The following is a 21,636-nucleotide window of genomic DNA, read 5'->3' on the forward strand; positions in this document are numbered from 1 at the left end:
TCGGATGAATTGCCGCGTTGCGCTTCAACTCAGTCGCGTGTGAGCGGATTGAGCTGCCGGCGCAGTCCAGGACAACCGGAAGACCAGGTTTATAGTGGTTCGGGTGGAATCCACAGACGACTTCTGGAGTTTTCTCGACCGTATACCGCTCCTGTTACAGCAGTACAGCACCCGCTCCTATGTGTTGCTGCTGTTGCCCGGTCTGGCGGGCGTGATCTTGCTGGCATGGCACTACCGACAGACTCCTAGGGTCAGGGTCTCTCGACACTGATGTTCGCTGCTGGCGGCATAAGGTAGGGCGTCGGCTGCTCTATCGGCCGGGTCGGGGATAAATTGGCGGTGGTGTGCAGGTGTTTCTCGATGTCGAGGAGTGAAGGGCACGGTATTGAGGGGTGGTGGCAAAACGCGTGGCCATTCGTCACCTGTGAATCGAGCGTTGGCCAGCGTGCAAAAGAGCGTTTATCTTTCCTATTCCCGAATCTGCAGCAGCCCGAACTCCCGGGTTGCCGGTTCGATATCGCTACGCTCGCCCAGCCCACAGGGCGGCCGATTGTCCGTCGGCGGCGCGCTGATCAGGTTCAGATCCACCGCCTGCGGCTGCCCGACAATGCCCTCATCGGTGATATTCATCTTGTGGATCACCCCGTTCCACAGACGGGCACCGAATTCTTTGGGCGACTTGTGCAGGAACAGGAAGGCGTGCTCCAGCCAGCTCAGGTCATTCGCCGTCACGCTGGCCGGATTGGAATACGGATAGCGCACATGGCAGAACACCTCTTGCTGCCCGGTCAGGCACTTGAACTCCTTCATGGACAGGAAATAATCCTGGAACACCTTGTGGTCGGGTTTGAACTCAAAGCCCACACGATCGCCCTTCAGTGTAAACACGACTTCGCCCAGCATCACTGCCGAACCGTCTTTACGCGCCAGTTCGATCGGGTGTGTGCCGTTCAGCTCCCAGGCAAACACGGGCATCGCCAGCACAGCTGACAACATCATCGCCGCGACCTCAAACCCACTCACTTGATCGACATCACACCTGTCTCCTGTCTGTGGCCGTCCAGCCGGCCTGCGCAAGATCGCGGGCGGTTGAACACAGGCCTCATGGCACCACCGGCGTGACGGTGAACTCCATTGGCGACGCCGGCGTGAATCCGCCATGGATGGCGTAGTCGACGCGCCATTGCCGGGGAGCGGATCGCACCATGCGATAGCGATGAATCAACTGCCGACGCTCCTCGCCCATCACGCTTTCGGTCCGGGTCTCGAAGCTGAGCACGCCATCCGCCCAGGTTGCCTTATCAATCGCCAAGCCATGCCCAAGAAAGCTGGCCCGGCCGACGATGGAATTGCCCTGGCGCTCGAAACTAAAGTGCTCTTGATGGGTCGGCCCCCAATCGTAATGCACCTTTCCCTGCCACTGGCCTGACGGAAAGTCATCCCCCTGCATGAACCACCAGACGGTCACCGCCAGGGCAGTGAGGAGCGCGCCTGCCAGGGAAAAAAACACACGCCGTCGCATCCTCGCTTCGCCGCCAACAGCGGCGGCCGGCGGCACCCAGCGTTCGAGCGTGTCGATCAGCCGAGCCACATCGTCTCGCCAGCCTACGTCGGAGAGGCGCACCGCCTGGCGCTGGGCGAGCGCATGCAGCACATCGGGGAGCTGCTCGACCGTGGGCATGGGAGTCTCGTCGATCAGGACCGGCACCACCGGTTTGCCGCTGGCAAGCGCCTGGGCCACCTCGTTGCGCACGAAGTCATCCTCCCGATCCAGGCGTCGAACGCCGTCGCGCTCGGTATTGAGCCAGTGTGGTCCTATGAGCGCGAGCATGACCGCTGCGGCATCGATCCGTTGGGACAGCGCCTGGGGAAACGGCAGTCCAGGTGTCAAATCCTCCACGTCACGAAACACCTGGTCGGCGCCGAAATGCGCTTCGAGCGCCTCTTCAAGGCGCCCGGCATGCCCCGACGAGCCCTCGCGACGATACGAAATGAATATCTGGCCCATGCCTCACTTAGAAGAACGAAGCGAGTGCTGCCAGTGGTGGCGCCGGGTGTGAACGAATAGAACCTATACCGGTCACGGCAATTGTTTTTCTGTACAACTGACACTTCTTCATGAGTCCCCCTAGGTTCCTTTAGGGATGGATACGATCCTGGTGCAGACTGGACCGGAGTCCACGGTGTCAATAATCAAGGAAGTGACTAACATCATAGTATATCGTCACCAATATCATAGATCGGATGAATTGGCACGGCGCTCAATAGCGGATTGGTTAATGGGCGGGGAGCGGTCTCCCCGGGGTCAGGCGACCGAAATATTTGGGGGCATGGAGTTGGCGTGTTGCGGTGCGCAGCATCAGTCCGGCTCTCGCGCTCTGCAGTGCCGTTGTCGAATACCACCCGTCACCGGGCGAATGGTGCGAGAGCGTATCGGCCACTACTTCAACCCGCTTCCCTCAGCGCTCCACATCGTAGATCAGGTCCATGCTCTGGCTGCTGCCGGATTGCACCTCCAGGCGCAATCGCTCGCTCAGACGATAGCGCGTGACCAGGGCACCGCGGTTGTCGAACAGACCGACCGCGTAGCTGACATAGAGATCGGGTGAGAGGTATTTGCCCAGCAGCAGGGAGGTATCCTCCAGGGTCTCGCCTTCCTCGAAGCGGACCTCGTCCACCCCCAGTCCGCCGGCCAGCCGGTTGAGAATTTCCTGGCTCTTCTCCAGGCCCTTGGCGGCCGCGGCCTGGCGCAGCATGGCGGCGCTCCCCGGCCCCTCCTCGGCCAGGCCGCGGCCGGTGATCAGGTAGGCCAGGGCCTCCTCCTCCGGCAGGCTCGGGTCGCTGGAGACCTGTACCCGGGGGTCACGCAGATTGCCGCTGAGGTTGAGTACGGCCGTCACCGAGCGGTCGTGCGAAAGTCGGGTAGCCCGGATATCCAGGCTTGGATTCTGCGGCGGTCCGTTGAACAGCAGGCGACCCTGCTGGATGGTCAGGTCCTGGCCATAGGCGCGGTAGCGCCCCTCCTGCAGCGACAACTCACCGCGTGCCAGGGTCCGGTCTTCCCGGCTGTTCAGGGCGACCGCCCCCTCCAGCCGGGTCTTGAGACCGAAGCCGCTGAAACGGACCTGGTCACCGAGCTGGATGAACAAACGCGTCTCGATGGCCAGGGGGGGCGTGCTCTGTTCGGTTCCGGTTTGTCCGACGATGACCTCGTCCTCACTCACTTCCACGGCGCTTTCGGGCAGCTCCCGCAGCTGGATATCGGCCTTGGGGATTTTCAGGTTGCCCTCGACCTGGAGCCGGCGGTTGCGCAGGCCGATCTCCAGTTTGGGGGAGGCGTAGGCCACCGCCTCCGGCAGTCGCACAACCTGGATCTCCTCGCCCTGCAGTTTGAGGCTAAGCGGCCAGCCCTGGGCGGCATCGAGTAGCAGGTCTCCCTGCAGCCTGAGGGTGCCGCCTCCGGAGACCAGCTGACCCTCCAGCACCAGTCGTTCGTTGCCGCGGTTGCGGGCGGTCAGTTGCACCCCTTCCAGCATCAGGCCAAGCTGCGGTAGATTGGCGGCCCCCTCATCGAGGGTCGCCAGGGCTTCAATCCGCGGTTGGCCAAGGTCGCCGTCGAGGCTGGCCTCCGCCACCAGCCGGCCCCGGAGGTCACGCAGGCCCGGCAGCAACAATCCCAGGGGTTGCAGATCGGGCAGTTCGGCCTTGAGGTTTCCGGATACGGCGAGGGGTTTCCCCGCGTTGAAGGGGGCGGTGCGGGCATCGGCGGCGATCCGTCCGTCACCGGCTTTTATTTCCAAGGAGGCGCGGTTTCCCTCCGGGGTCATGCGCAGGGTCAAGAGCCCGTCCCGCAGGGCCAGCTGCAACGGCTGATCCTCTGCCGCCTCCATCCGCAGGTTCCCCTGGGGCAGCGCCAGTCGCGCCTCGCCCGTGAGGGCGGGGAAGGTGCCCGCCAGGTGCAGTTCCCCGTCGAGGCTGCCGTTGACCGCCACCTCTGCCGGCAGCCAGTGCAGCAGGCGGTTCAGCGGGATGGCCGTGAGGTTGCCATCGACCCGGCTGCTCTTCGGAGTCCAGGCGCCGCTGGTACACAGGCGTGCCTGCTCCTGGGTCAGGCAGGTCTGCTCCAGATTGAATCGGTCGCTGCCGGCCAGCAGGGCCGAGCGGCCGGTCGTGGACCAGCGTCCGAACTGTGCCTGGTCTATGGCAAGCCGTTCCAGGTGGCCGCGCCAGAGCGGGGCGTTCCAGCCACCCTGCAGCGCGGTGTCGAGCCGGAGGTCGCTGGCCTCCAGGCTCAGCCGGACCTGGTGGGCTTCAGGGGTCCCGGTGAGGCTGAGTGACAGCCGGCGGCCCTGCCATTCGCCACTCTGCAGACCGGTCGCTGTCAGCTGGCCCTCGGCCCGACCCTGCAGCCAGGTCAGGTCCGCCTCCAGCCGGCCGATCCGCTGCTCCGCATAACTCAGGCCGGTGGCCCGGAGCCGGGTGCTGAATTCCGGCTGGTCCCGCGTGCCACCCAGCCGCCCGTCGGCCGTGATCGCCCCCTGCAGCGCCGGCCAGAAGGCCGCCAGCTTCGGCGCCTGCAGGTCATAGCGCAGATCCAGCCGTTCGCCCAGACGACCCTGCAGCTTGAGCCCGTTGGGTCCGCTCTGCAGATCCAGCGCCTGCAGTTCGAGGCCGTTGTGGTCGTAGCGCCCGCGCCCGCTGGCCGTCACCGGCTGCTGTTGCAGGGTGCCGTCCAACCGCCGCAGTTCGGTGCTCAGCCAGAGCCCCTGATCCGAGATGCCGCCCTGCAGCGTGGCCTGCAGGGCCAGTTTGCCGGGCCACTCCGGCCACTGGCGCGCCGGGTTCAGGGAGTCGCCGCTGATCGCCAGGTTCCAGTCGATGGCCGGGGCCCAAGTCACCTGGCCCTGGCTGCGCAGGGTACCGTCCAGCAGTTCGGCCTCGAGGGTCATGTCGGAGAGGCCGCCGGCGCTCAGCTGGCCCTGCAGTCGTGCCTGAATGTCCGGCGCCCCGCCCTGCGGGAAATGCAGGTCGGCCTGGCTCTCCAGGTGCGGATTCGTGACCGGGCCGCTGAGCCGGAAGCTGCCGTTCGGGCTCTCATTGAAGGCTTCGCTCAACAGGGGCCAGCGGACCTGCATCCATTCACCACGCAGATCCAGTTGCGGTTCCTCGCCCGCCAGCCGGACCGCGCCGGTGACCCGCAGCTGTAGCGGCGACAGTCCCGCCGCGCGGATCTCCCGCACCTCCAGGTCCAGATCGGTCAGGCCGTCGGGGGAGAGCCGGGTCTCCAGCCGCGCCTTGAACGGCGGGGTATCGGTACCGGGAAACAACAGCTCGGCCTCGCTGCTCAGCCGCGGGGACTCCAGCGGGCCGCTCAGTCGATACTGGCCACCGGCGCTCTCCACCACGGCATCCTGCGGCGGCCAGGCCAGTGGCCGCCAGTCGCCTTCGAGCGTCAGCTCGGGGCTCTCGCCGGACAGGTCGACCTGACCCTGGGTGCGGATCCCGAACGGCCTTTCCAGGGTGTGTTGGAGGGTCAGTCGTTGCAGGTTGCCGTTGATCTCTCCGCTACCGCGCGCCGGCCCGAACTCAGGCCCAAGCTCCGACAAGTCCCCCTGCCAGCGGATCTTTAACTGCAGCGGGTAGTCCTCGGCCAGCTCGATTTGCCCCTCCACCTCGGCCCGGTAAGCGGCGTAGTCGACCTGGAGGTTGAGGATCTCCAGCGTGTCTTCCCGGGTGCGGGCGTTGAGGGCGAGGCGGCCGATCGACTGCGCCTCGTCGCCGTCCCCTATGCGGATATCATCCAGCTCGACCTGGTCCAGGCGCAGCGTCAGCGGCAGCTGTGGCGGGGCGGGGCTCGCCGCCGTTTCGGCCGGGGCTAGGGAGACGTAGTGAATGCCGCTCGCCTGCAGCTGCCGGATATGCAGCAGGCCGCCGAACAGGGCGGTTGGCTCCCAGCGCAGGTGCAGGTTCTCGATGGTCAGCCGCAGTTCACCGTCACGATACGCCACCCCCTGCAGGTCCAGTCCCTGGAGCAGGGTGCCGGCATAACGTTCGATGCGCAGGTTGTCACCCAGGGTCCACTCTAGCAGACGCCGGTTGCCCTGCTCGCTCCCCAGCAGCCAGGCAGCGCCACCTACTATGCCGAGCAGCGTCAGCAACAACACCAGGAGCAGCGGCCGCCTCACAGATCCGGCCCCATGGAGAAATGGATACGGAAGTTGTCCCGGCGCTGGTCGTCGGGGATAGCCAGGTCCAGCCGGATGGGGCCGACCGGAGAGCGCCAGCGCAGGCCGATACCGGCGGAGTGCTTGATTCCGTCACTCCAGGCGTCGAAGGCATTGCCGGCATCCACGAACAGGGCTGCCGACCAGGCACCCTGGATCGGATATTCGTATTCGACGCTGCCGGTGACCAGGTAACGGCCGCCCACCACGTCGCCACTGGCATTCTCCGGCCCCAGGGACTGGTATTCGTAGCCGCGCACGCTCTGATCACCGCCGGCGAAGAAGCGGTAGGAGGCCGGCAGATCGGTGAAGTCAGGGGTGAGGCTCATGCCGGTGTCGGTGCGCAGCAGCAGGCGCCCCTTGCCCAGCGGCAGCACCCATTTGCCGGCGGCCAGAATCTGCACGAAGCTGGCGTCCGAGAGCAGGCTCTCATGGGCGCCGCGCAGTTCGAGGTTGAGCCGCGATCCCCGGTTTGGCCGCATGCGATGGTCGGCCTGGGTGCGGGTCCAGTTGATGCCGGGTACCAGCAGCGTGGCCGAGGTGATTTCGTCGCCGATCAGGGACTCTTCCGATATCCAGTCCAGGTAGCGGGTCTCGTTCCAGCCGTTGCGTTTGCCCAGGGTGCGCAGACCCAGGGTGGCGGTGTCGCTAGTGGTGGTATCGGTGTCCTGTTCGCGGTAACCGGCACGGATGCTGAGCTGGTCGATATGCGGGCGCTGCATCGGGATCAGGTACTCCAGACCCAGGGAGCTGTCCACACCGGAGAGGGTAAGCTTGGACTGCAGGCGGTGGCCGAGGCGGTTGATGCGGCGCCGGTCGTAGGCTAGGCTGAGGCGCGGTCCGGTGTCCGTGGCGGCGCCGATGCCCACCCGGTAGGCGGTGCGCTTGATCGGCTCCAGCTGTACCCGGACATTGATCCGGCCGTCCGCGGCCCCCTCGTAGTCGGGCTTCACGGAGACCAGTTCAAAATAGCCGCTGTCGGCCAGTCCCCGGTGCAGCGCCGCCAGTTCCCCGGCGTCGTAGGGATCACCGGAATGGATGTTCTGGTAGCGCTCCAGCAACCGGGGCTCATAGGTGTGCTGATCCAGCTCCAGGGTGCCGATGTGGTAGCGCCGGCCGGATCGGTAGTGCAGCGTGACGTCTGCCTGGCCGGCCGCCGGGTCGACCTGCAACGCCCGGCGGCTGAAAAGGCCGTCGAAATAGCCCCGTTCCGCCGCCAGGGTTTCGATCTGCGTCTTCAGCCTCTCGTAGCGACCGTGGTGCAGCTGGCCGCCGGGGCGCACCCGGGTCTCCTGCAACAGCTTGTTGAAGGCGGGATCGTCCCGCGCCTCGCCCTCGATGCGGATGTCGACCCGATCCAGGAGGATCGGCCGGCCCGGGTCGATGGTAAAGCGGGCTTGCCAGCACTCCTCCTTGAATTGCAGCTCCTTTTCCACCTTTATCTGGTAGTACCCCAGAGCCCTGGCCGCCTGGTCCAGCTCTTGGTCGGCGCGGCGAAACAGCCGATTGACCCGCCACTTCGGGGCATCGCAGGACTCGGTGGTGAGGGAGAGCCCGCTACGCAGATTCAGTTGCAGCTCGCCACTGACACCGGTGAATTCGATCTCGGGTGTCGCCGCCCCCGCCGTGCCGATGCAGAGTGTGCCCCAAAGCGCATACCAGGGTGAATGATGCCGCCTTTTGGTCTGCATAAGCCGGGTTCGAAAACATCTCATTTGGGCAAGTATACGTCACGAGGTCAGCCGCAGGGCGTACCCGGGTGTTCGCGTCGTGGGTTCAGTGGCGATGAGTCAGCGTAGCGGGATGCACTCGCCGGGCACCGGTTGGGTCGGCTACTGGTCGACCCCGACGCATTGGTAGACGGTGAAGCGTTGCTGGCCGTCACTGATGTCAGAGGCCGGTACCACCGTGTCGCCCCCCATGCGGGCGGCACTGTTGCGGGCCAGCAGTTCCAGCTCCTTCCGCACTTTCTGCGGATCCCGTTCGATACCGGCGACCTTGTCCACAAGGGAGACCGTGGCGGCGCCAAGTTCCTTGCAGGTGGCGACCTCGGTCGCATCCAGAACCCGGACCTTTTCACCCTCGGGAGTGGTCTTCACCCAGGTGCATCCGCTTAACATCAGGATGCTCGCAATGGCACAGAGTGAGAATTTCTTATTCATTAGAATTACCTCAATTAAGGCGTGGCCCGGCTATATGATTGATTGTATACCAGATCAGGGGACCTCTGTTCCACGTGGAGGTTGCGGCGGCACCAAGATCGGCCAACAAGGCAGGCCAATCACTTGCAGACCGGGTAAGGCGCGTAGGGCTGATACGAAGCTGGGCGGTTCTTCGCGTGCTTTGCGTCCTTCGCGGTTACCTGTACCACGCCTCACCCTGGAAATTCAGCGTCTTCCTAGTAGGCGACCCGGGTTACCCCGCCCTGTTTCAGCAGCCGGATCCTGTCACCGGGGCGGAAATACTGGTCATTCTCCACTTCCTGGATAACCGAGAGGATCTCACCCGATTCCATGCGCAGGGTAATCTCCTGGCCCTGACTGGTGGTCAGGCTCTTCTCCGCCGCTTGGCCGGCCAGACCGCCGGCCACGGCCCCGATTACGGTGGCGATGCTGCGCCCCTTGCCGCCGCCCACCGTGCTGCCGGCGAGACCGCCGACGATAGCGCCGGAACCGGTACCGACAATACCCTCGTTTCTGCCCTCGATCACCACCGGGGTGACGGACTCAACCGTGCCGTACTGCACTGTTTGTACCCGGCGGGCTTCGTCACGGGTATAGGTGGTGCCGGTCAGGCCGCGGGTACAGCCGACCAGCGTCACGGATACCAACAGCGCGATGAACAGATAGCCTGGTTTTTTCATGGGTGTTCCCCTTCTCTGTGCTGGGAGTCTGTCGCCGGTGGTGGCATGTCCCGGCCCGAATCAACCCGCAGAAAACGGCTCCACGGATTAACATTATTGACCACGGATGGGCGCATAAGGTCACTCCGACTCCGACAGAGGCGGGGAGTCAGCGCGGATTGGTGATGGTGGCTATCTGCTGCCCCATCCGTATCTCGGTATCGGCGCCAAGCGTATCGCTCCATGCGACGGCATCCTTCGGGAACAGCAGCACCACGGTCGATCCCATGTTGAAGCGACCCATCTCTTCACCCTTCCCCAGGAGAACAGGGGTGGCCGACGGCAGCGGCCCGTAACGCCACTGGCTGATGTGTCGCGAGGCGGGGGCGACCGTGCCCGCCCAGACCGTTTCCATACTGGCCACGAAAATAGCCCCCACCATGATCACGGCCATCGGGCCCTGTTCGGTCTCGAACAGGTTGACCAGCCGCTCATTGCGGCTGAACAGGCGCGGCACCACCCGGGTGGTGGAGGGGCTGACGCTGAACAGGCGGCCGGGGATGTGCAGCATCTTTTTCAATTCACCGGCCAGTGGCATGTGAATGCGGTGGTAATCCCGCGGCGAGAGATAGAGGGTGGCGAAATGACCGTCGCTGAACCGCTCACACCACTCCGCGTCGTCGCCCAGCAGCTCCCGCAGCGTGTAGCTCTGCCCCTTGGCCTGGAAGATGCGGCCGTTTTCGATCCTGCCGAGCTGACTGACGGTGCCATCGACTGGTGAGAGGACGGCAGCCTCGGCCTCGGCAAACGGGCGGGCCTCGGGCCGCAGCGCCCGGGTAAAGAAGGCGTTGAAACTGGCATAACGGGTCGGGTCCGGTTCCACGGCCAGCTCCATGTCCACCTTGTAGAGCCGGATCACGCCGGCTATCAGCCGGTCCTTGAGCGGTGGCCACTCGATCCGGGTCAGCCAGTGCATGGCCTGGGACAGCAGGTGGTGTGGCAGCAGGTAGAGCAGCAGGGCAAACAGCTTGTCGGCCAGGCCGGCCGTCTTGGCCGGGGCCTCGGATTGGGGTTGATTCATCTACAGCGGTTCCGTTGATTGCGGATAGTGGGGGGATACTACCGGCATCACCGGGTGAGGTAAATGCGCCCGTACCGGGGGCGGGCGCTCAGGCGATTGGTGTATCCGGGCGGTTGCCCCAGTCCGACCAGGAGCCCGGATAGCCTTTCACCCGCGGGAATCCCTGCGCCTTGAGCATCACATAGGTGAGAGACGAGCGATGATGGGTATGGCAGTAGGTGATCACTTCATGCTCTTTGCGGATGCCGAGATCGGTCAGCATCTGTTCCAGATCGGCATCCGGCTTGAGACGCAGGTTGCGCTGCTGGTCCAGGGCGAGCAGCCAGTCCATGTTGATGGCCCCGGGGATGTGTCCGGCCTTTTCCGCATATTTCTTGACGCCGCTGTACTCGTCCGCGCTACGGGCATCGAGCAGGGCAATGCCGGCATCGCCCAAGTGCTGTTTGATGTAGTCCCCATCGGCCACCGGGTCGGTGGTGGGTTGGGCCTGGAACTGTCGGGGGCTGGGCGTTGCCGCGGTCTGTTCCAGGGGATGACCCTCATTGGCCCAGGCATGGAGGCCGCCGTTCAGCAGCGAGAAACGGGTGTGGCCCATCACCTCCAGGGTCCAGAGCAGCCGTCCGGCCTTGCCGCCGCCCTCGTCGTCGTAGGCGACCACATGCACCGAATCATCTATACCCAAGGCGGAGAAGATTCGCTCAAGCTCGGCGGTTTCCGGCAGCAGGCCCATGGTTGGCTTGCGTATGGCGATGATCTGCCCGTAATCGAGATAGACGGCACCGGGGATGTGCAGTTCGGCGTAGGTGGCGGGCTTGGTCAGGTCCACCACCAGCAGGCCACTGTTGCCCAGTATCGGTTCGAGTGCATCGGCTTCGAGAATCAGCGGCAGGTCGGGTGCGTTCATGGTTGGTCGTCCGGCGGTCACCTAAAAATAGAATAATGGTGGCGGATCGCCGGCTTTCAAGGCTTTACCCGGGCGTGCGTTTATATCAGGCAGTAACGCAGTTTCGTGGGGTGAGGAGGGGTACAAGGATGTACCGTTGACAAACCTGGGGAGGGCAGGCGCTGGCGCTTATTCACCCGACGGCTGTCCAGCAGTCGCCGCCCGATTTACCGGGCGGCGGCGATCTGGTTCTGTCAGGCAGGCAGATAGGGGCCCAGCTCACCGCTGAAGGTGGCGTGGTCGTAGACGGTATCCTCGCCTTTCACCTGTTCCACGGTCTTCAGCAGGTCATACTGGCCGGTCATGCTGTCCGGCCCGTTCCCCTTCATCACCAGCATGTCCTTGAAACACTGATGATCCTCTCCCCGGTAGAAGGTCTGTCCCGGGCCGATGCCGGTATAGCGGGAATTTTCCAGGGTCTTGATCACCTCGGGTGGATAGAAGGTGCCGGCCTTCTCGCAAGCGTTGGCGTACAGCAGGGTCTGTACATAGCAGGTGTGGGCGGCCTGTGACGGCGGGAAGCCATACGCCTTGGTGAAGCTCTTCACAAAGGTCTGTGAGCCCGGGTCCTGCAGCGTCCAGTTCCAGCCGGTGGTGCCGTACACACCGTCGATATTGGCGGCCCCGGCACCCTTGGCCATCACCCGGCTGAACAGGGGCACCACCACCTCGATGTTCTTGCCGTTCTTCTGCAGATCGCGCAGGCCGAACTCCACCGCCTGGGTCAGGGAGTTCACCATGTCCTTGCCGTAGTGGTTGAGGATCAGCACATCGGCGTCGGAGTTGAGGATGGCGGTGATGAACATGGAGAAGTCATTCGATCCCAGCGGTGTCATGATGTTGTTCACCGTGGTCCAGCCCTCCTGCTCGGTGAACTCCTTCATCGAGGCATACTGGGTGTGTCCCCAGGAGTAGTCGGCGGTCAGGTGGAAGGCGCGCCGGTCCTTGCCGTAATTCCGCGCCAGAACCGGTGCCAGTGCCTTGCCGCTCATGTAGGCGTTGAAAAAGTGACGGAAGCCGTAGCGACGCCGGTCCTTTCCTGTGGTGTCGTTGGAGTGGGTCAGCCCGCACATGAAGATGACCCCTTTCTCCTGGGCCAGGTATTGCTGGGCGATGGCCACCGCGCTGGAAGAGCCGCCGGAGAACATGATGACGCCGTCCTGCTCGATCATGCGGCGCGCACTGGTGCGCGCCGGCCCCGGACTGGACTGGGTATCGCCAATCACATATTCGACTTTTTTCCCCAGCACCCCGTTGCCCTTCAGGGCCAGCGGTTGCAAGGTGTTGAGCATGCCGCCGCCGTTGTTGATGTGCTGGACGGCCAGCTTGTAGGCACGTCCCTCATCGGCCCCCTCGTCGGCGTAGGCGCCGCTCTGCGGGTAGTTGAAGCCGAACTTCACACTGCTGCCCCTGACCGGATAGTTGCCGACCGCGTTTTCGGCCCAGGCGTCTTTTATAAAGAATAGGGGGGAACCGGCCGCGGCCACCGAGGCGGCCCCCAGCTTTATGAATCCACGCCGGGAAAGGGTACTGGACTTGTCAGAACGGTGATCTGTCATCGCTATATCATCCTCTCACTGGGGCTTTGGCCCATCTCGTTATTAGGCGATTTCTGTCAAAAAACATCCCCGCTTGCTGGTCTTTTCGTCCCCCTGCGGCGTTGCCCCAGGCATCACATAGTCCGACTATGCTTCGCCTGGGGCGCCTTGCAGGGAAACGAAAATCCTAGGTAATCCGGGATGTGCATTTCCGGCAATCGCCTTAGTAGTTCGATCAATACCCCAGGGGGAGTTCCGGGCACAAGACAGCCCTGTCGAATGCTTGCCGGGAACAACGACACCACCTAATAACTCATTGACCAAAAGCGGGCACCAGGCCTTTCGGTATTGTATTTTTTTGACTGCTCGCGGGTGACTGCCGTGCGTGACAGGCCCGGCATAGCACTGCATCGGCCGCTTTGCCGATTAATTGAGGATTATTGCCGGTGTGGCCGCATTTTGTGAACCACCCGACAGTCATCCGCCGCTGGCCGGGTTCACCGGTACCCATATCAGCGTTAAGTCCGGCAGACTCCTGGACATGAAAAAAACCCGCTGAGGGGTGTTCCACAGCGGGTTTTTGCGACTGGTACCGAGGGTCGGACTCGAACCGACAAGGGGTTGCCCCCGGGGGATTTTGAATCCCCTGTGTCTACCAATTTCACCACCCCGGCATACGAAGACGCGTAGTATAATCTTTTCATGGGGCAGTGCAATCCCTCCAGGGCGCGCCACAGAAGCCTTGGCGGGATAGCAGTCTATGGTAATATGCGCCCCCCATGCAGAGAAGCGACTTCCACTACGATCTCCCCGATGAGCTGATTGCCCAGTTTCCGACCGGAAACCGGCAGGACAGCCGGCTACTGCATCTGCCGGGCGGTACGGAGGCGCCGGTCGATCGCCTGTTTGTTGACCTGCCCTCGCTGCTGCAGCCCGGTGACCTGCTGGTGTTTAATGATACCCGGGTGATGCGGGCTCGGCTGTTCGGCCGCAAGGCGAGCGGCGGACGGGTTGAACTGCTGATCGAGCGGGTGCTGGAACCGGGCCTGGGTCTTGCCCATATCCGGGCCAGCAAGTCACCCAAGGCGGGTAGCCGCATTTTGCTGGAAGGCGGCGGTGAACTGGAGGTCCGGGGGCGGCAGGAGGATCTGTTTGTCATTGCCTCCCATGACGCCGATCTCCATGAACTGATGCGGCGGTCTGGACATATGCCGCTCCCTCCCTATATCTGCCGCGACGATGAGGCACTGGATGAGGAGCGCTACCAGACCGTCTACTCCGATCGCGAGGGGGCGGTGGCGGCTCCCACCGCGGGTCTCCATTTTGACCATGACATGCTGCAACGGCTGGATGCCATGGGGATCGAGCGCGCCTGCGTCACCCTGCATGTGGGCGCCGGCACCTTCCGGCCGGTGCGGGTCGATCGCCTGGAGGCGCACGTCATGCACAGCGAGTACGCGGAGGTGAGCCCGGAGGTGTGCGCGCGGGTGCGTGCGGCGCGTGCCCGGGGCAACCGGGTGGTGGCGGTCGGCACCACCAGTGTGCGCAGTCTGGAGTCCGCCTCCCGGGAGGGGGAGATACAGCCGTTCTGTGGGGATACCCGGCTGTTCATCACCCCGGGTTACCGGTTCCGCAGAGTGGATGCCCTGGTGACCAACTTTCATCTGCCGGAATCCACCCTGCTGATGCTGGTGGCGGCCTTCTCCGGGTATGAGCGGATCATGGCGGCGTACCGGCATGCGGTCGCCCGGCGTTACCGTTTTTTCAGTTATGGGGATGCGATGTTTCTGGAGCGTTCGGCCGGGCCATAATCGCCAGGCAAAAAAAACGCGGCAAGTGGATTGCCGCGTAAATAAATCCACCAAAGGAGGATGGAGGAGTGTGTACTGAGTTGTTTTTCAGTACATGCGTAGTTTCTAATATATGCTGCATTGTGTCAAGTCGTTAAAATCCATTTATGTTGATATAAATCATGCTATTTGAAGTCACAAATCTTGACGGCGCGGCGCGCCGGGGGCGGATCACCTTCCCGCGCGGTTCGATCCAGACTCCGGCTTTCATGCCGGTGGGGACTTATGGAACGGTCAAGGCGATGACCCCGGAGGAGCTGGAGTCGGGCGGTGCCGAGATTATCCTCGGCAACACCTTCCACCTGATGCTGCGCCCCGGCACCGAAATCATCTCCGCGCATGGCGACCTGCATGATTTCATCCACTGGCAGCGACCCATACTGACCGATTCCGGAGGGTTTCAGGTGTTCAGCCTGGGGGCGATGCGCAAGATTACCGAGGCGGGTGTGCACTTTCGCTCGCCGATCGACGGTAGCCGGATATTCATGGGGCCGGAGGAGTCGATGGCGGTACAGCGTCAACTCGGTTCCGATATTGTGATGATCTTCGACGAGTGTACCCCCTATCCCGCCACCGAGCTGGAGGCCTGGGTCTCCATGGAGCTCTCGCTGCGCTGGGCGCAACGCAGCAAGCAGGCGCACGGCGATAACCACTCGGCCCTGTTCGGTATCGTCCAGGGCGGGGTTTATGAGGCGTTGCGCGGACGTTCCCTGGAGGGGCTGATGGAGATCGGTTTCGACGGCTATGCGGTGGGCGGGCTGTCGGTGGGCGAGCCGCCCGCCGACCGCTGGCGGGTGCTGGATTTTCTCTCTTCAAGGCTGCCGGCGGACAAGCCGCACTATCTGATGGGGGTGGGGACGCCGGAGGATATCGTCGAGGCGGTGCGGCGCGGCATCGATATGTTCGATTGCGTCATGCCGACCCGCAATGCGCGTAACGGCCACCTGTTTACCCACCAGGGGGTGGTGCGCATCCGCAATGCCGTGCATGCCAATGATACCGGCCCGTTGGACCCGCATTGTGATTGCTACACCTGCCAAAACTACAGCCGCAGCTATCTGCGTCATCTGTCGCGCTGTAACGAGATCCTGGGTGCCCGGCTGAATACCATCCATAACCTGTATTATTATCAGTCCCTGATGCGCGCTATCCGCCAGGCCATTGCCGAACAGCGGTTCGATGCCTTTGCCCGGGATTTTTACGCCATGCGGGCCTGATCTGCCGGCTTGAAAAACCATCCATGGGGTCTCATCTTCGGGTATCGCCCCGTCCTTGATCGGCCGGTGGTGGTGATAAATTCTTTAATCATAACAACTGTGGCATAATGCCCCGCTTGTGATTCCCGCACGGTGTGGTCCGTGCCGAATCAGTACATTTTGACCACTTGACTTAAGGTAAGAACACCATGAGTTTCTTTATTTCAGATGCCCTGGCCCAGGCGGCTGGCGACGGTGCGGGTTCAGCCGGTTTGGAAGGCCTGATCCTGCCGATCGGCCTGATTATCATGCTCTATTTCCTGATGATTCGTCCGCAGATGAAGCGTCAGAAGGAGCATAAAAAACTGGTCGAGACCCTGGCCAAGGGCGATGAGGTACAGACCGAAGGCGGATTGATGGGCAGGATCTCCGATCTGGGTGAGAACTTCGTCAAGGTCGAAATCGCCGAAGGGGTCGAGGTCAAGATCCGCCGTCAGGCAGTGGCGGCCATCATGCCCAAAGGCTCCCTGAAAGAGCTGTAATCACTGGCCGGCCCGTGCGGGCCGGCTGTTTCGTAGGGCCCCCGGGTTGCTCCGGCGTATCCCTGTAGAGTTTCCGCAACAACAGATAACGATGAACCGATATCCTCTCTGGAAGAACCTCCTCGTAGTGGTGCTGGTGCTGTTTGGCCTGCTCTACGCCCTGCCCAATGTTTTTGACCAGGACCCTTCACTGGAGATCAGTGGCAGCCGTCGGGCCACGGTCGGTTCCGCGACCGAACAAACGGTTCGCACGGCCCTGGACAAGGCAAACATCGCAATCAAGTCAACCGATGCCGGCGACGACAAGCTGCTGGTCCGGTTCAACGACTCGGAGAGTCAGTTGCGGGCCAAGGAGATGCTGGAGACCACCCTGGGCGGCGATTATACCCAGGCCCTGACGCTCTCCACCGACGTGCCGGGCTGGCTGCAGAGCGTGGGCGCGCTGCCCATGTACCTGGGTCTGGATCTGCGCGGCGGTATCCATGTGCTGATCGATGTCGACATGGACGCGGCGGTGAGCCAGGCGATGGAACGCTACAACGGTGATCTGCGCACCCTGTTGCGGGATGAGAAGCTGCGTTATAGCCGGGTGGCCGTCCGTGATGACGCCATCCTGGTCTCGTTCAAGGAGGCCGGGCTGCGCGACCAGGCGCTGGATGTCATCGGCAACGAGTACCGCGACCTGCAGTTGGAAGCCCTGGACGAGGGGGATGATTTTCTGGTCCAGGCGAAAATGAGTCCCAGCGAACAGCGCGCGGTGAAGAAATTTGCCCTGGACCAGAACATTACCACCCTGCGTAACCGGGTCAACGCCCTGGGGGTCTCGGAGCCGGTAATCCAGCAGCAGGGCGAGCGGCGTATCGTGGTGCAGCTCCCGGGCGCCCAGGACCCCTCGAAACTCAAGGAGCTGCTCGGTGCCACGGCTACCCTGGAGTATCGCCTGGAGGATACCGAGCACAGCGTGGAGGATGCGCTGGCCGGCCGGGTGCCGCCCGGCTCCCGATTGTACCAGACCCGTGATGGCCGGCCGATTCTGTTGAAACGGCGGGTGATCGTGACCGGCAACCAGATCACCGACGCCTCGTCCGGCTTCGATCAGCGTACCGGCAGTCCCATGGTGTCGGTCAGCCTGGACAGTCAGGGTGCGCGGCGCATGCGCAATGTGACCACCGAAAACGTCAACAAGCCGATGGCGGTGGTGTTTATCGAAACCCGTAAGGATACCCGCCTGGTGAATGGCCAGCCGGTGACCCGCAAGGTCCAGGTGGAGGAGGTGATCAGTGTTGCCAATATCATCGAGCCGTTCGGGCGCCGCTTCCAGACCACCGGTCTGGACAGCCCGGAAGAGGCCCACGACCTGGCGCTGTTGCTGCGCGCCGGTGCCCTGGCGGCGCCGATCGATATCGTCGAGGAGCGAACCATTGGTCCCAGCCTGGGGCAGGATAATATCGATCAGGGCTTTGCCTCGGTACTGATCGGCCTGGCCGTGGTGATGATCTTCATGGCCATCTACTATAAGGTGTTCGGCCTGGTGGCCAATATGGCGCTGTTGCTGAACCTGGTGTTCATCGTGGCGGTGCTCTCCATGCTGCAGGCGACTCTGACTCTGCCCGGTATCGCCGGTATCGTGCTCACGGTCGGTATGGCGGTGGATGCCAATGTACTGATCTTCGAGCGTATTCGTGAGGAGATTCGCAACGGCAGCACCCCCCAGGCGAGCATCTTTGCCGGTTACGAGAAGGCGCTCTCCACCATCGTGGATGCCAATATCACCACATTGATTGCCGCCGTGGTGTTGTTCAGCTTTGGTACCGGACCGATCAAGGGCTTTGCCGTCACCCTGTTTATCGGCATCCTGACCTCCATGTTTACCGCCATTGTGGGCACCCGCGCCGTGGTCAATCTGATCTATGGCGGCAAGCGTGTCGCCCGGCTCAGTATCTGATTGGGATAACTCTGATGCAGATTTTTAAACGAACGACCGAAATCGACTTCATGGGCAAGCGAAATCTGGCCGCGACCCTCTCGGTGCTGCTGGTGCTGATCTCGCTCGGTTCCGTCCTGGTGCGCGGACTGAGCCTCGGGATCGACTTTACCGGGGGAACTCTGGTCGAGGTCGGTTACGAGCAGGCGGTGGAGCTGTCCAAGGTGCGGGGAGTCCTGGGTGAGGGCGGCTTCGGCGATGCGCAGGTACAGCACTTCGGTACCTCCCGGGATGTGCTGGTGCGGCTACCGCCCCAGGCGGAACTGGCGAGCGCCGAACTCAGCGACCGTGCCTTCGCCGCGCTGAAACAGGCGCAGGCCGGCGAGGCCACGCTGCGTCGGGTGGAGTTCGTCGGTCCCCAGGTCGGTGACGAGCTGACCGAGGATGGAGGGCTGGCGATGCTCTACGCCCTGATTGGCATCCTGGTCTACGTGGCGCTGCGTTTCGAATACCGCTTTGCCCTGGGCTCGGTGATCGCCCTCGTTCACGACGTGGTGATCACCCTGGGCATCTTCTCCCTGTTCCAGATCGAGTTCGATCTGACCGTGCTGGCGGCCATTCTGGCGGTGATCGGCTACTCGCTGAATGACACCATCGTGGTGTTTGACCGTATCCGGGAAAATTTCCGCAAGATGCGCAAGGGGAGTGCGGTGGAGATTATCAACAGTTCGCTGAACCAGACCCTGTCGCGTACCCTGATGACCTCCCTGACCACGCTGCTGGTGCTGGTCGCCCTGTTCGTGTTTGGTGGCGAGATCATTCACGGCTTTGCCTTTGCGCTGATTATCGGCGTCCTGGTCGGTACCTACTCCTCGATCTATGTGGCCAGCACCGCGGTGTTGATGCTGGGCATCAGCAAGGCGGACCTCATGCCGGTGGTCAAAGAGGGTGCCGAGGTGGACGCCGAACCCTGAGGCCGGCGGGAAAATAACAAGCAGTAAAAAGCCCGGCGGGGGAGAGCCACCCGCCGGGCTTTTTTTGTGTGTGGTCGAGGCTATCCGCAGGCGCGTTTGAGGTTGGGAAAATCGATAATCGCTGCCTCGGTTTTCCTGGCATCTGTCCGCCGCTGGTTTGGTCTGCCGGTCTGTGCCGGACGGATCTCGAGGATTTCGAAATCGGTGGTATCGGCACAGAGTGAGGATTCCAGAGAGAGTTCAAGCAGGCCATCCAGCACGTCGCGCATGATCATCTCAAGTGCACGATCACTGATCGTAACGGTGATATTTGAATTGTCCTTCATGGCACCCGACCTCCAAAGTGCCCAATGAATGTGGCACCTCCTATGAACTTAACCGGGTTATCGGGCCGGGTCTGAAAAACTTTAGGTCCCGCTCAAGAATAATTCCGTAGTACCGAGGGTGTTGTTGGGTCACGCAGGCCGTACTCAGGGGGCGGAGTCAAGCCGGTCGAAATGGATTAACCGATTTCCGGAAATACGCGGCTTGACTCCAACCCCTCTCGATCAAGTGGTGATTTGGGGCTGTAGCCGAGGTGCGGCGGGCCCCCGAACCATCAGGCGCGCAGTCGCTCGGTGAGGTGCGGACGGATCACGCCGGCCATGGCGGAATGGAGTCGCAGACCGCCGGCAATGAGGTTGCCGGTCTCGAAGAAGCGGCCGCCGCCATTGATATCCGACACGGTACCGCCGGCCTCTTTGACCAGCAGGGCGCCGGCGGCGAAATCCCACTCGGAGAGGCCCAGCTCCCAGAACCCGTCCAGGCGTCCGGCGGCCACGTAGGCCAGGTCCAGTGCCGCCGATCCCGGCCGGCGGATGCCGGCGGTATCCTTGATCAAGTCCCGGAACATGCCCAGATAGGCGTCCAGATTGGATAGGTCGCGGTACGGAAAACCGGTTCCGAGCAGCGCCCCTTCCAGCGTTTTCCGATTGGTTACCCGGAGGCGCCGGTCGTTCAGCAGCGCGCCGTCTCCGCGGCTGGCGGTAAACATCTCGTCGCGCAGCGGATCATAGACCAGCCCGTGCTCCAGTATGCCCTTGTGTTTCAGGGCGATGGAAATGGAGAACTGGGGGAATCCATGCAGGTAGTTGGTGGTGCCATCGAGCGGATCGATGATCCACTGGAACTCATTGCCGCTCCTGCTCCCGCTCTCTTCCGCCAGGATGGCGTGGTTGGGATAGGCGCTCCGCAGGGTGTCGATAATGGCCTGTTCGGAGGCCCTGTCCACTTCGGATACGAAATCGTTACGGCCCTTCTGGGTAATCGTCAGGGTGTCGGATCGCTCGTAATAACGGAGGAGTATGTTACCGGCGCTACGCGCGGCACGGACAGCAATATTCATCATCGGGTGCATGGGCGTGGAAGATACATCAACCCGCGCCGCTAATAAAGGAGAAATCACTTTCCACGGCAAGATTTTTCGTTCAATCCAGCTGAGAAATGGCACCGAATCAGGTAGGCTTTGCGGCTATGCTGAAGAACATCAAAATTATCCTCATCGAGACCACTCATCCGGGCAATATCGGCGCCGCCGCCAGGGCGATGAAAAACATGGGGCTGACCCGGCTCTGTCTGGTCGCCCCGCGCACCTTCCCCAGCGCGGAAGCGACCGCCCGGGCGGCCGGCGCGGACAGTATCCTGGAGCAGTGCCGGGTCGTTGAGACGCTGGACCAGGCCCTGTCGGGGTGTCGGTTGGTGGTCGGGGCAAGCGCCCGGCTCAGGACGGTGGAGTGGCCGCAACTACTGCCCCGCGCCTGCGCCGAGCAGGTGTGGGCCGAGGCGACCCAGGGCGAGGTGGCGATCCTGTTTGGCCGCGAGAGCTCCGGACTGCGCAACAGCGAGCTGGATCGCTGTCACTATCTGGTGCATATCCCGGCCAATCCTGAATACAGTTCCCTGAATATCGCCCAGGCGCTGCAGGTGATCGCCTATGAAATCTACCTGCAGTCACTGGCGGCAGCCGAACCCCGGGAGTCGGAGCTGGCAGCGGCGGCGCCGGTGGAGGCGATGGAGGGATTTTTCCAGCATCTGCAGCAGGCGCTGCTGGATATCGGTTTCAGTGATCCCCGACAGTCGGCGAAACTGCAGCGGCGACTGCGGCGGCTGTTTCTGCGGGCGCGCCCGGATCCGGAGGAGCTCAATATCCTGCGCGGTATCCTGAGTGCGGCGCAAGGCCGTAAATCGATGCGGTGCGAATAGGCGGTTTTGGCGGATAAGACCCCCTGCCTCCTTCTTTATAAGTGCATTTCCCCCGCCACGCGGTGCTCGATCAAGGAGGGGTGCGTGGGCCATGTGACCGTCAAAACGAATCGCCCATAGGAGTGGCTCCGCCGCAAATTCTTCGATGCACAGCAAAAACTTCGCGGCGGAGCCACTCCTACAGGCGGTGGTTTGCCGCGTCGGGATTGCGGGTGCCGGCGCTGGTCAGTCGGTGAAATAATCGAGTAGAATAGTCGGGAATAGCAGTTTACTGATGTCGT

Annotated in this window: 18 protein-coding genes and 1 tRNA gene; 7 read left to right on the top strand and 12 right to left on the bottom strand. The window is 62.7% G+C overall.

Annotation, left to right across the window (positions count from 1 at the left end; genetic code table 11):
• Positions 1–103 precede the first annotated feature (103 nt).
• The gene (locus NPX02_RS14495; protein ID WP_260294476.1) at positions 104–271 is read left to right on the top strand and encodes a hypothetical protein; all 168 of its coding nucleotides are present in this window, start codon (positions 104–106) and stop codon (positions 269–271) included.
• 197 nt (positions 272–468) lie between these two features.
• On the opposite strand, the gene NPX02_RS14500 is transcribed toward NPX02_RS14495, so the two are convergent.
• From NPX02_RS14500 to NPX02_RS14545, 10 genes are all read right to left on the bottom strand, one after another.
• Positions 469–999, bottom strand: coding sequence for a hypothetical protein (locus NPX02_RS14500; RefSeq protein ID WP_260294477.1), 531 nt, complete (start codon positions 997–999; stop codon positions 469–471).
• Positions 1,000–1,102: 103 nt separating this feature from the next.
• Entirely contained in the window at positions 1,103–2,008 is a 906-nt protein-coding gene (locus NPX02_RS14505; protein ID WP_260294478.1) for a toll/interleukin-1 receptor domain-containing protein, read from the bottom strand.
• 451 nt (positions 2,009–2,459) lie between these two features.
• The gene (locus NPX02_RS21490) at positions 2,460–6,185 is read right to left on the bottom strand and encodes a translocation/assembly module TamB domain-containing protein (RefSeq protein WP_260294479.1); all 3,726 of its coding nucleotides are present in this window, start codon (positions 6,183–6,185) and stop codon (positions 2,460–2,462) included.
• Positions 6,182–7,915, bottom strand: coding sequence for an autotransporter assembly complex protein TamA (locus NPX02_RS14515; protein WP_260294480.1), 1,734 nt, complete (start codon positions 7,913–7,915; stop codon positions 6,182–6,184). Before NPX02_RS14515 ends, NPX02_RS21490 begins: the two co-directional genes overlap by 4 nt.
• A 141-nt stretch (positions 7,916–8,056) precedes the next feature.
• The gene (locus NPX02_RS14520) at positions 8,057–8,386 is read right to left on the bottom strand and encodes a DUF4156 domain-containing protein (RefSeq protein ID WP_260294481.1); all 330 of its coding nucleotides are present in this window, start codon (positions 8,384–8,386) and stop codon (positions 8,057–8,059) included.
• Between the two features lie 236 nt (positions 8,387–8,622).
• Positions 8,623–9,087, bottom strand: coding sequence for an outer membrane lipoprotein (locus NPX02_RS14525; protein ID WP_260294482.1), 465 nt, complete (start codon positions 9,085–9,087; stop codon positions 8,623–8,625).
• 148 nt (positions 9,088–9,235) lie between these two features.
• Positions 9,236–10,147 (bottom strand): archaetidylserine decarboxylase, encoded by a 912-nt coding sequence (gene asd / locus NPX02_RS14530; protein WP_335342576.1) that lies wholly within the window; start codon positions 10,145–10,147, stop codon positions 9,236–9,238.
• Between the two features lie 88 nt (positions 10,148–10,235).
• A complete protein-coding gene (locus tag NPX02_RS14535) occupies positions 10,236–11,051 on the bottom strand; it encodes a sulfurtransferase (protein WP_260294483.1) in 816 nt (271 codons plus the stop codon).
• A 233-nt stretch (positions 11,052–11,284) separates the two neighbouring features.
• Positions 11,285–12,649, bottom strand: a complete 1,365-nt coding sequence (locus NPX02_RS14540) for a substrate-binding protein (RefSeq protein ID WP_260294484.1) — start codon at positions 12,647–12,649, stop codon at positions 11,285–11,287.
• Between the two features lie 566 nt (positions 12,650–13,215).
• A tRNA-Leu gene (locus NPX02_RS14545) sits at positions 13,216–13,302 on the bottom strand.
• 105 nt (positions 13,303–13,407) lie between these two features.
• Between NPX02_RS14545 and queA the strand changes: the two genes are divergently transcribed.
• The 5 genes from queA to secF all read left to right on the top strand — a co-directional run bounded on the left by queA (position 13,408) and on the right by secF (position 19,114).
• Positions 13,408–14,439, top strand: coding sequence for a tRNA preQ1(34) S-adenosylmethionine ribosyltransferase-isomerase QueA (gene queA / locus NPX02_RS14550; RefSeq protein WP_260294485.1), 1,032 nt, complete (start codon positions 13,408–13,410; stop codon positions 14,437–14,439).
• Positions 14,440–14,600: 161 nt separating this feature from the next.
• Positions 14,601–15,695: a tRNA guanosine(34) transglycosylase Tgt gene (tgt, locus tag NPX02_RS14555; RefSeq protein ID WP_260294486.1), complete on the top strand. Its 1,095-nt coding sequence runs from the start codon at positions 14,601–14,603 to the stop codon at positions 15,693–15,695.
• A gap of 188 nt (positions 15,696–15,883) precedes the next feature.
• On the top strand, positions 15,884–16,216 hold the full coding sequence (gene yajC, locus NPX02_RS14560) for a preprotein translocase subunit YajC (RefSeq protein ID WP_260294487.1): 333 nt from the start codon (positions 15,884–15,886) through the stop codon (positions 16,214–16,216).
• Between the two features lie 91 nt (positions 16,217–16,307).
• Positions 16,308–18,161 carry a protein translocase subunit SecD gene (gene secD, locus NPX02_RS14565; RefSeq protein ID WP_260294488.1) on the top strand — a complete coding sequence of 618 codons (1,854 nt, stop codon included), beginning with the start codon at positions 16,308–16,310 and terminating at the stop codon, positions 18,159–18,161.
• Positions 18,162–18,175: 14 nt separating this feature from the next.
• Positions 18,176–19,114 carry a protein translocase subunit SecF gene (gene secF, locus NPX02_RS14570; protein WP_260294489.1) on the top strand — a complete coding sequence of 313 codons (939 nt, stop codon included), beginning with the start codon at positions 18,176–18,178 and terminating at the stop codon, positions 19,112–19,114.
• A gap of 80 nt (positions 19,115–19,194) precedes the next feature.
• Here secF and NPX02_RS14575 read toward each other — a convergent pair whose 3' ends face one another.
• The gene (locus NPX02_RS14575; RefSeq protein ID WP_260294490.1) at positions 19,195–19,440 is read right to left on the bottom strand and encodes a hypothetical protein; all 246 of its coding nucleotides are present in this window, start codon (positions 19,438–19,440) and stop codon (positions 19,195–19,197) included.
• A gap of 272 nt (positions 19,441–19,712) precedes the next feature.
• Positions 19,713–20,510 carry an inositol monophosphatase family protein gene (locus NPX02_RS14580; protein WP_260294491.1) on the bottom strand — a complete coding sequence of 266 codons (798 nt, stop codon included), beginning with the start codon at positions 20,508–20,510 and terminating at the stop codon, positions 19,713–19,715.
• Between the two features lie 116 nt (positions 20,511–20,626).
• On the opposite strand from NPX02_RS14580, the gene trmJ reads away from it, so the two are divergent.
• Positions 20,627–21,355, top strand: a complete 729-nt coding sequence (gene trmJ / locus NPX02_RS14585; protein WP_260294492.1) for a tRNA (cytosine(32)/uridine(32)-2'-O)-methyltransferase TrmJ — start codon at positions 20,627–20,629, stop codon at positions 21,353–21,355.
• The last annotated feature ends 281 nt before the right edge of the window (positions 21,356–21,636 follow it).

Source organism: Sedimenticola hydrogenitrophicus (assembly GCF_025175675.1).
In the GTDB taxonomy this organism is placed as follows: domain Bacteria; phylum Pseudomonadota; class Gammaproteobacteria; order Chromatiales; family Chromatiaceae; genus Sedimenticola; species Sedimenticola hydrogenitrophicus.

What these genes read in the sequence shown, in the direction of transcription:
- NPX02_RS14500 (WP_260294477.1), bottom strand. Translation starts at nt 999, where the DNA reads ATGATGTTGTCAGCTGTGCTGGCGATGCCCGTGTTTGCCTGGGAGCTG.
- NPX02_RS14505 (WP_260294478.1), bottom strand. Translation starts at nt 2,008, where the DNA reads ATGGGCCAGATATTCATTTCGTATCGTCGCGAGGGCTCGTCGGGGCAT.
- NPX02_RS14515 (WP_260294480.1), bottom strand. Translation starts at nt 7,915, where the DNA reads ATGCAGACCAAAAGGCGGCATCATTCACCCTGGTATGCGCTTTGGGGC.
- NPX02_RS14520 (WP_260294481.1), bottom strand. Translation starts at nt 8,386, where the DNA reads ATGAATAAGAAATTCTCACTCTGTGCCATTGCGAGCATCCTGATGTTA.
- NPX02_RS14525 (WP_260294482.1), bottom strand. Translation starts at nt 9,087, where the DNA reads ATGAAAAAACCAGGCTATCTGTTCATCGCGCTGTTGGTATCCGTGACG.
- asd (WP_335342576.1), bottom strand. Translation starts at nt 10,147, where the DNA reads ATGAATCAACCCCAATCCGAGGCCCCGGCCAAGACGGCCGGCCTGGCC.
- NPX02_RS14535 (WP_260294483.1), bottom strand. Translation starts at nt 11,051, where the DNA reads ATGAACGCACCCGACCTGCCGCTGATTCTCGAAGCCGATGCACTCGAA.
- NPX02_RS14540 (WP_260294484.1), bottom strand. Translation starts at nt 12,649, where the DNA reads ATGACAGATCACCGTTCTGACAAGTCCAGTACCCTTTCCCGGCGTGGA.
- queA (WP_260294485.1), top strand. Translation starts at nt 13,408, where the DNA reads ATGCAGAGAAGCGACTTCCACTACGATCTCCCCGATGAGCTGATTGCC.
- tgt (WP_260294486.1), top strand. Translation starts at nt 14,601, where the DNA reads ATGCTATTTGAAGTCACAAATCTTGACGGCGCGGCGCGCCGGGGGCGG.
- yajC (WP_260294487.1), top strand. Translation starts at nt 15,884, where the DNA reads ATGAGTTTCTTTATTTCAGATGCCCTGGCCCAGGCGGCTGGCGACGGT.
- secD (WP_260294488.1), top strand. Translation starts at nt 16,308, where the DNA reads ATGAACCGATATCCTCTCTGGAAGAACCTCCTCGTAGTGGTGCTGGTG.
- secF (WP_260294489.1), top strand. Translation starts at nt 18,176, where the DNA reads ATGCAGATTTTTAAACGAACGACCGAAATCGACTTCATGGGCAAGCGA.
- NPX02_RS14575 (WP_260294490.1), bottom strand. Translation starts at nt 19,440, where the DNA reads ATGAAGGACAATTCAAATATCACCGTTACGATCAGTGATCGTGCACTT.
- NPX02_RS14580 (WP_260294491.1), bottom strand. Translation starts at nt 20,510, where the DNA reads ATGCACCCGATGATGAATATTGCTGTCCGTGCCGCGCGTAGCGCCGGT.
- trmJ (WP_260294492.1), top strand. Translation starts at nt 20,627, where the DNA reads ATGCTGAAGAACATCAAAATTATCCTCATCGAGACCACTCATCCGGGC.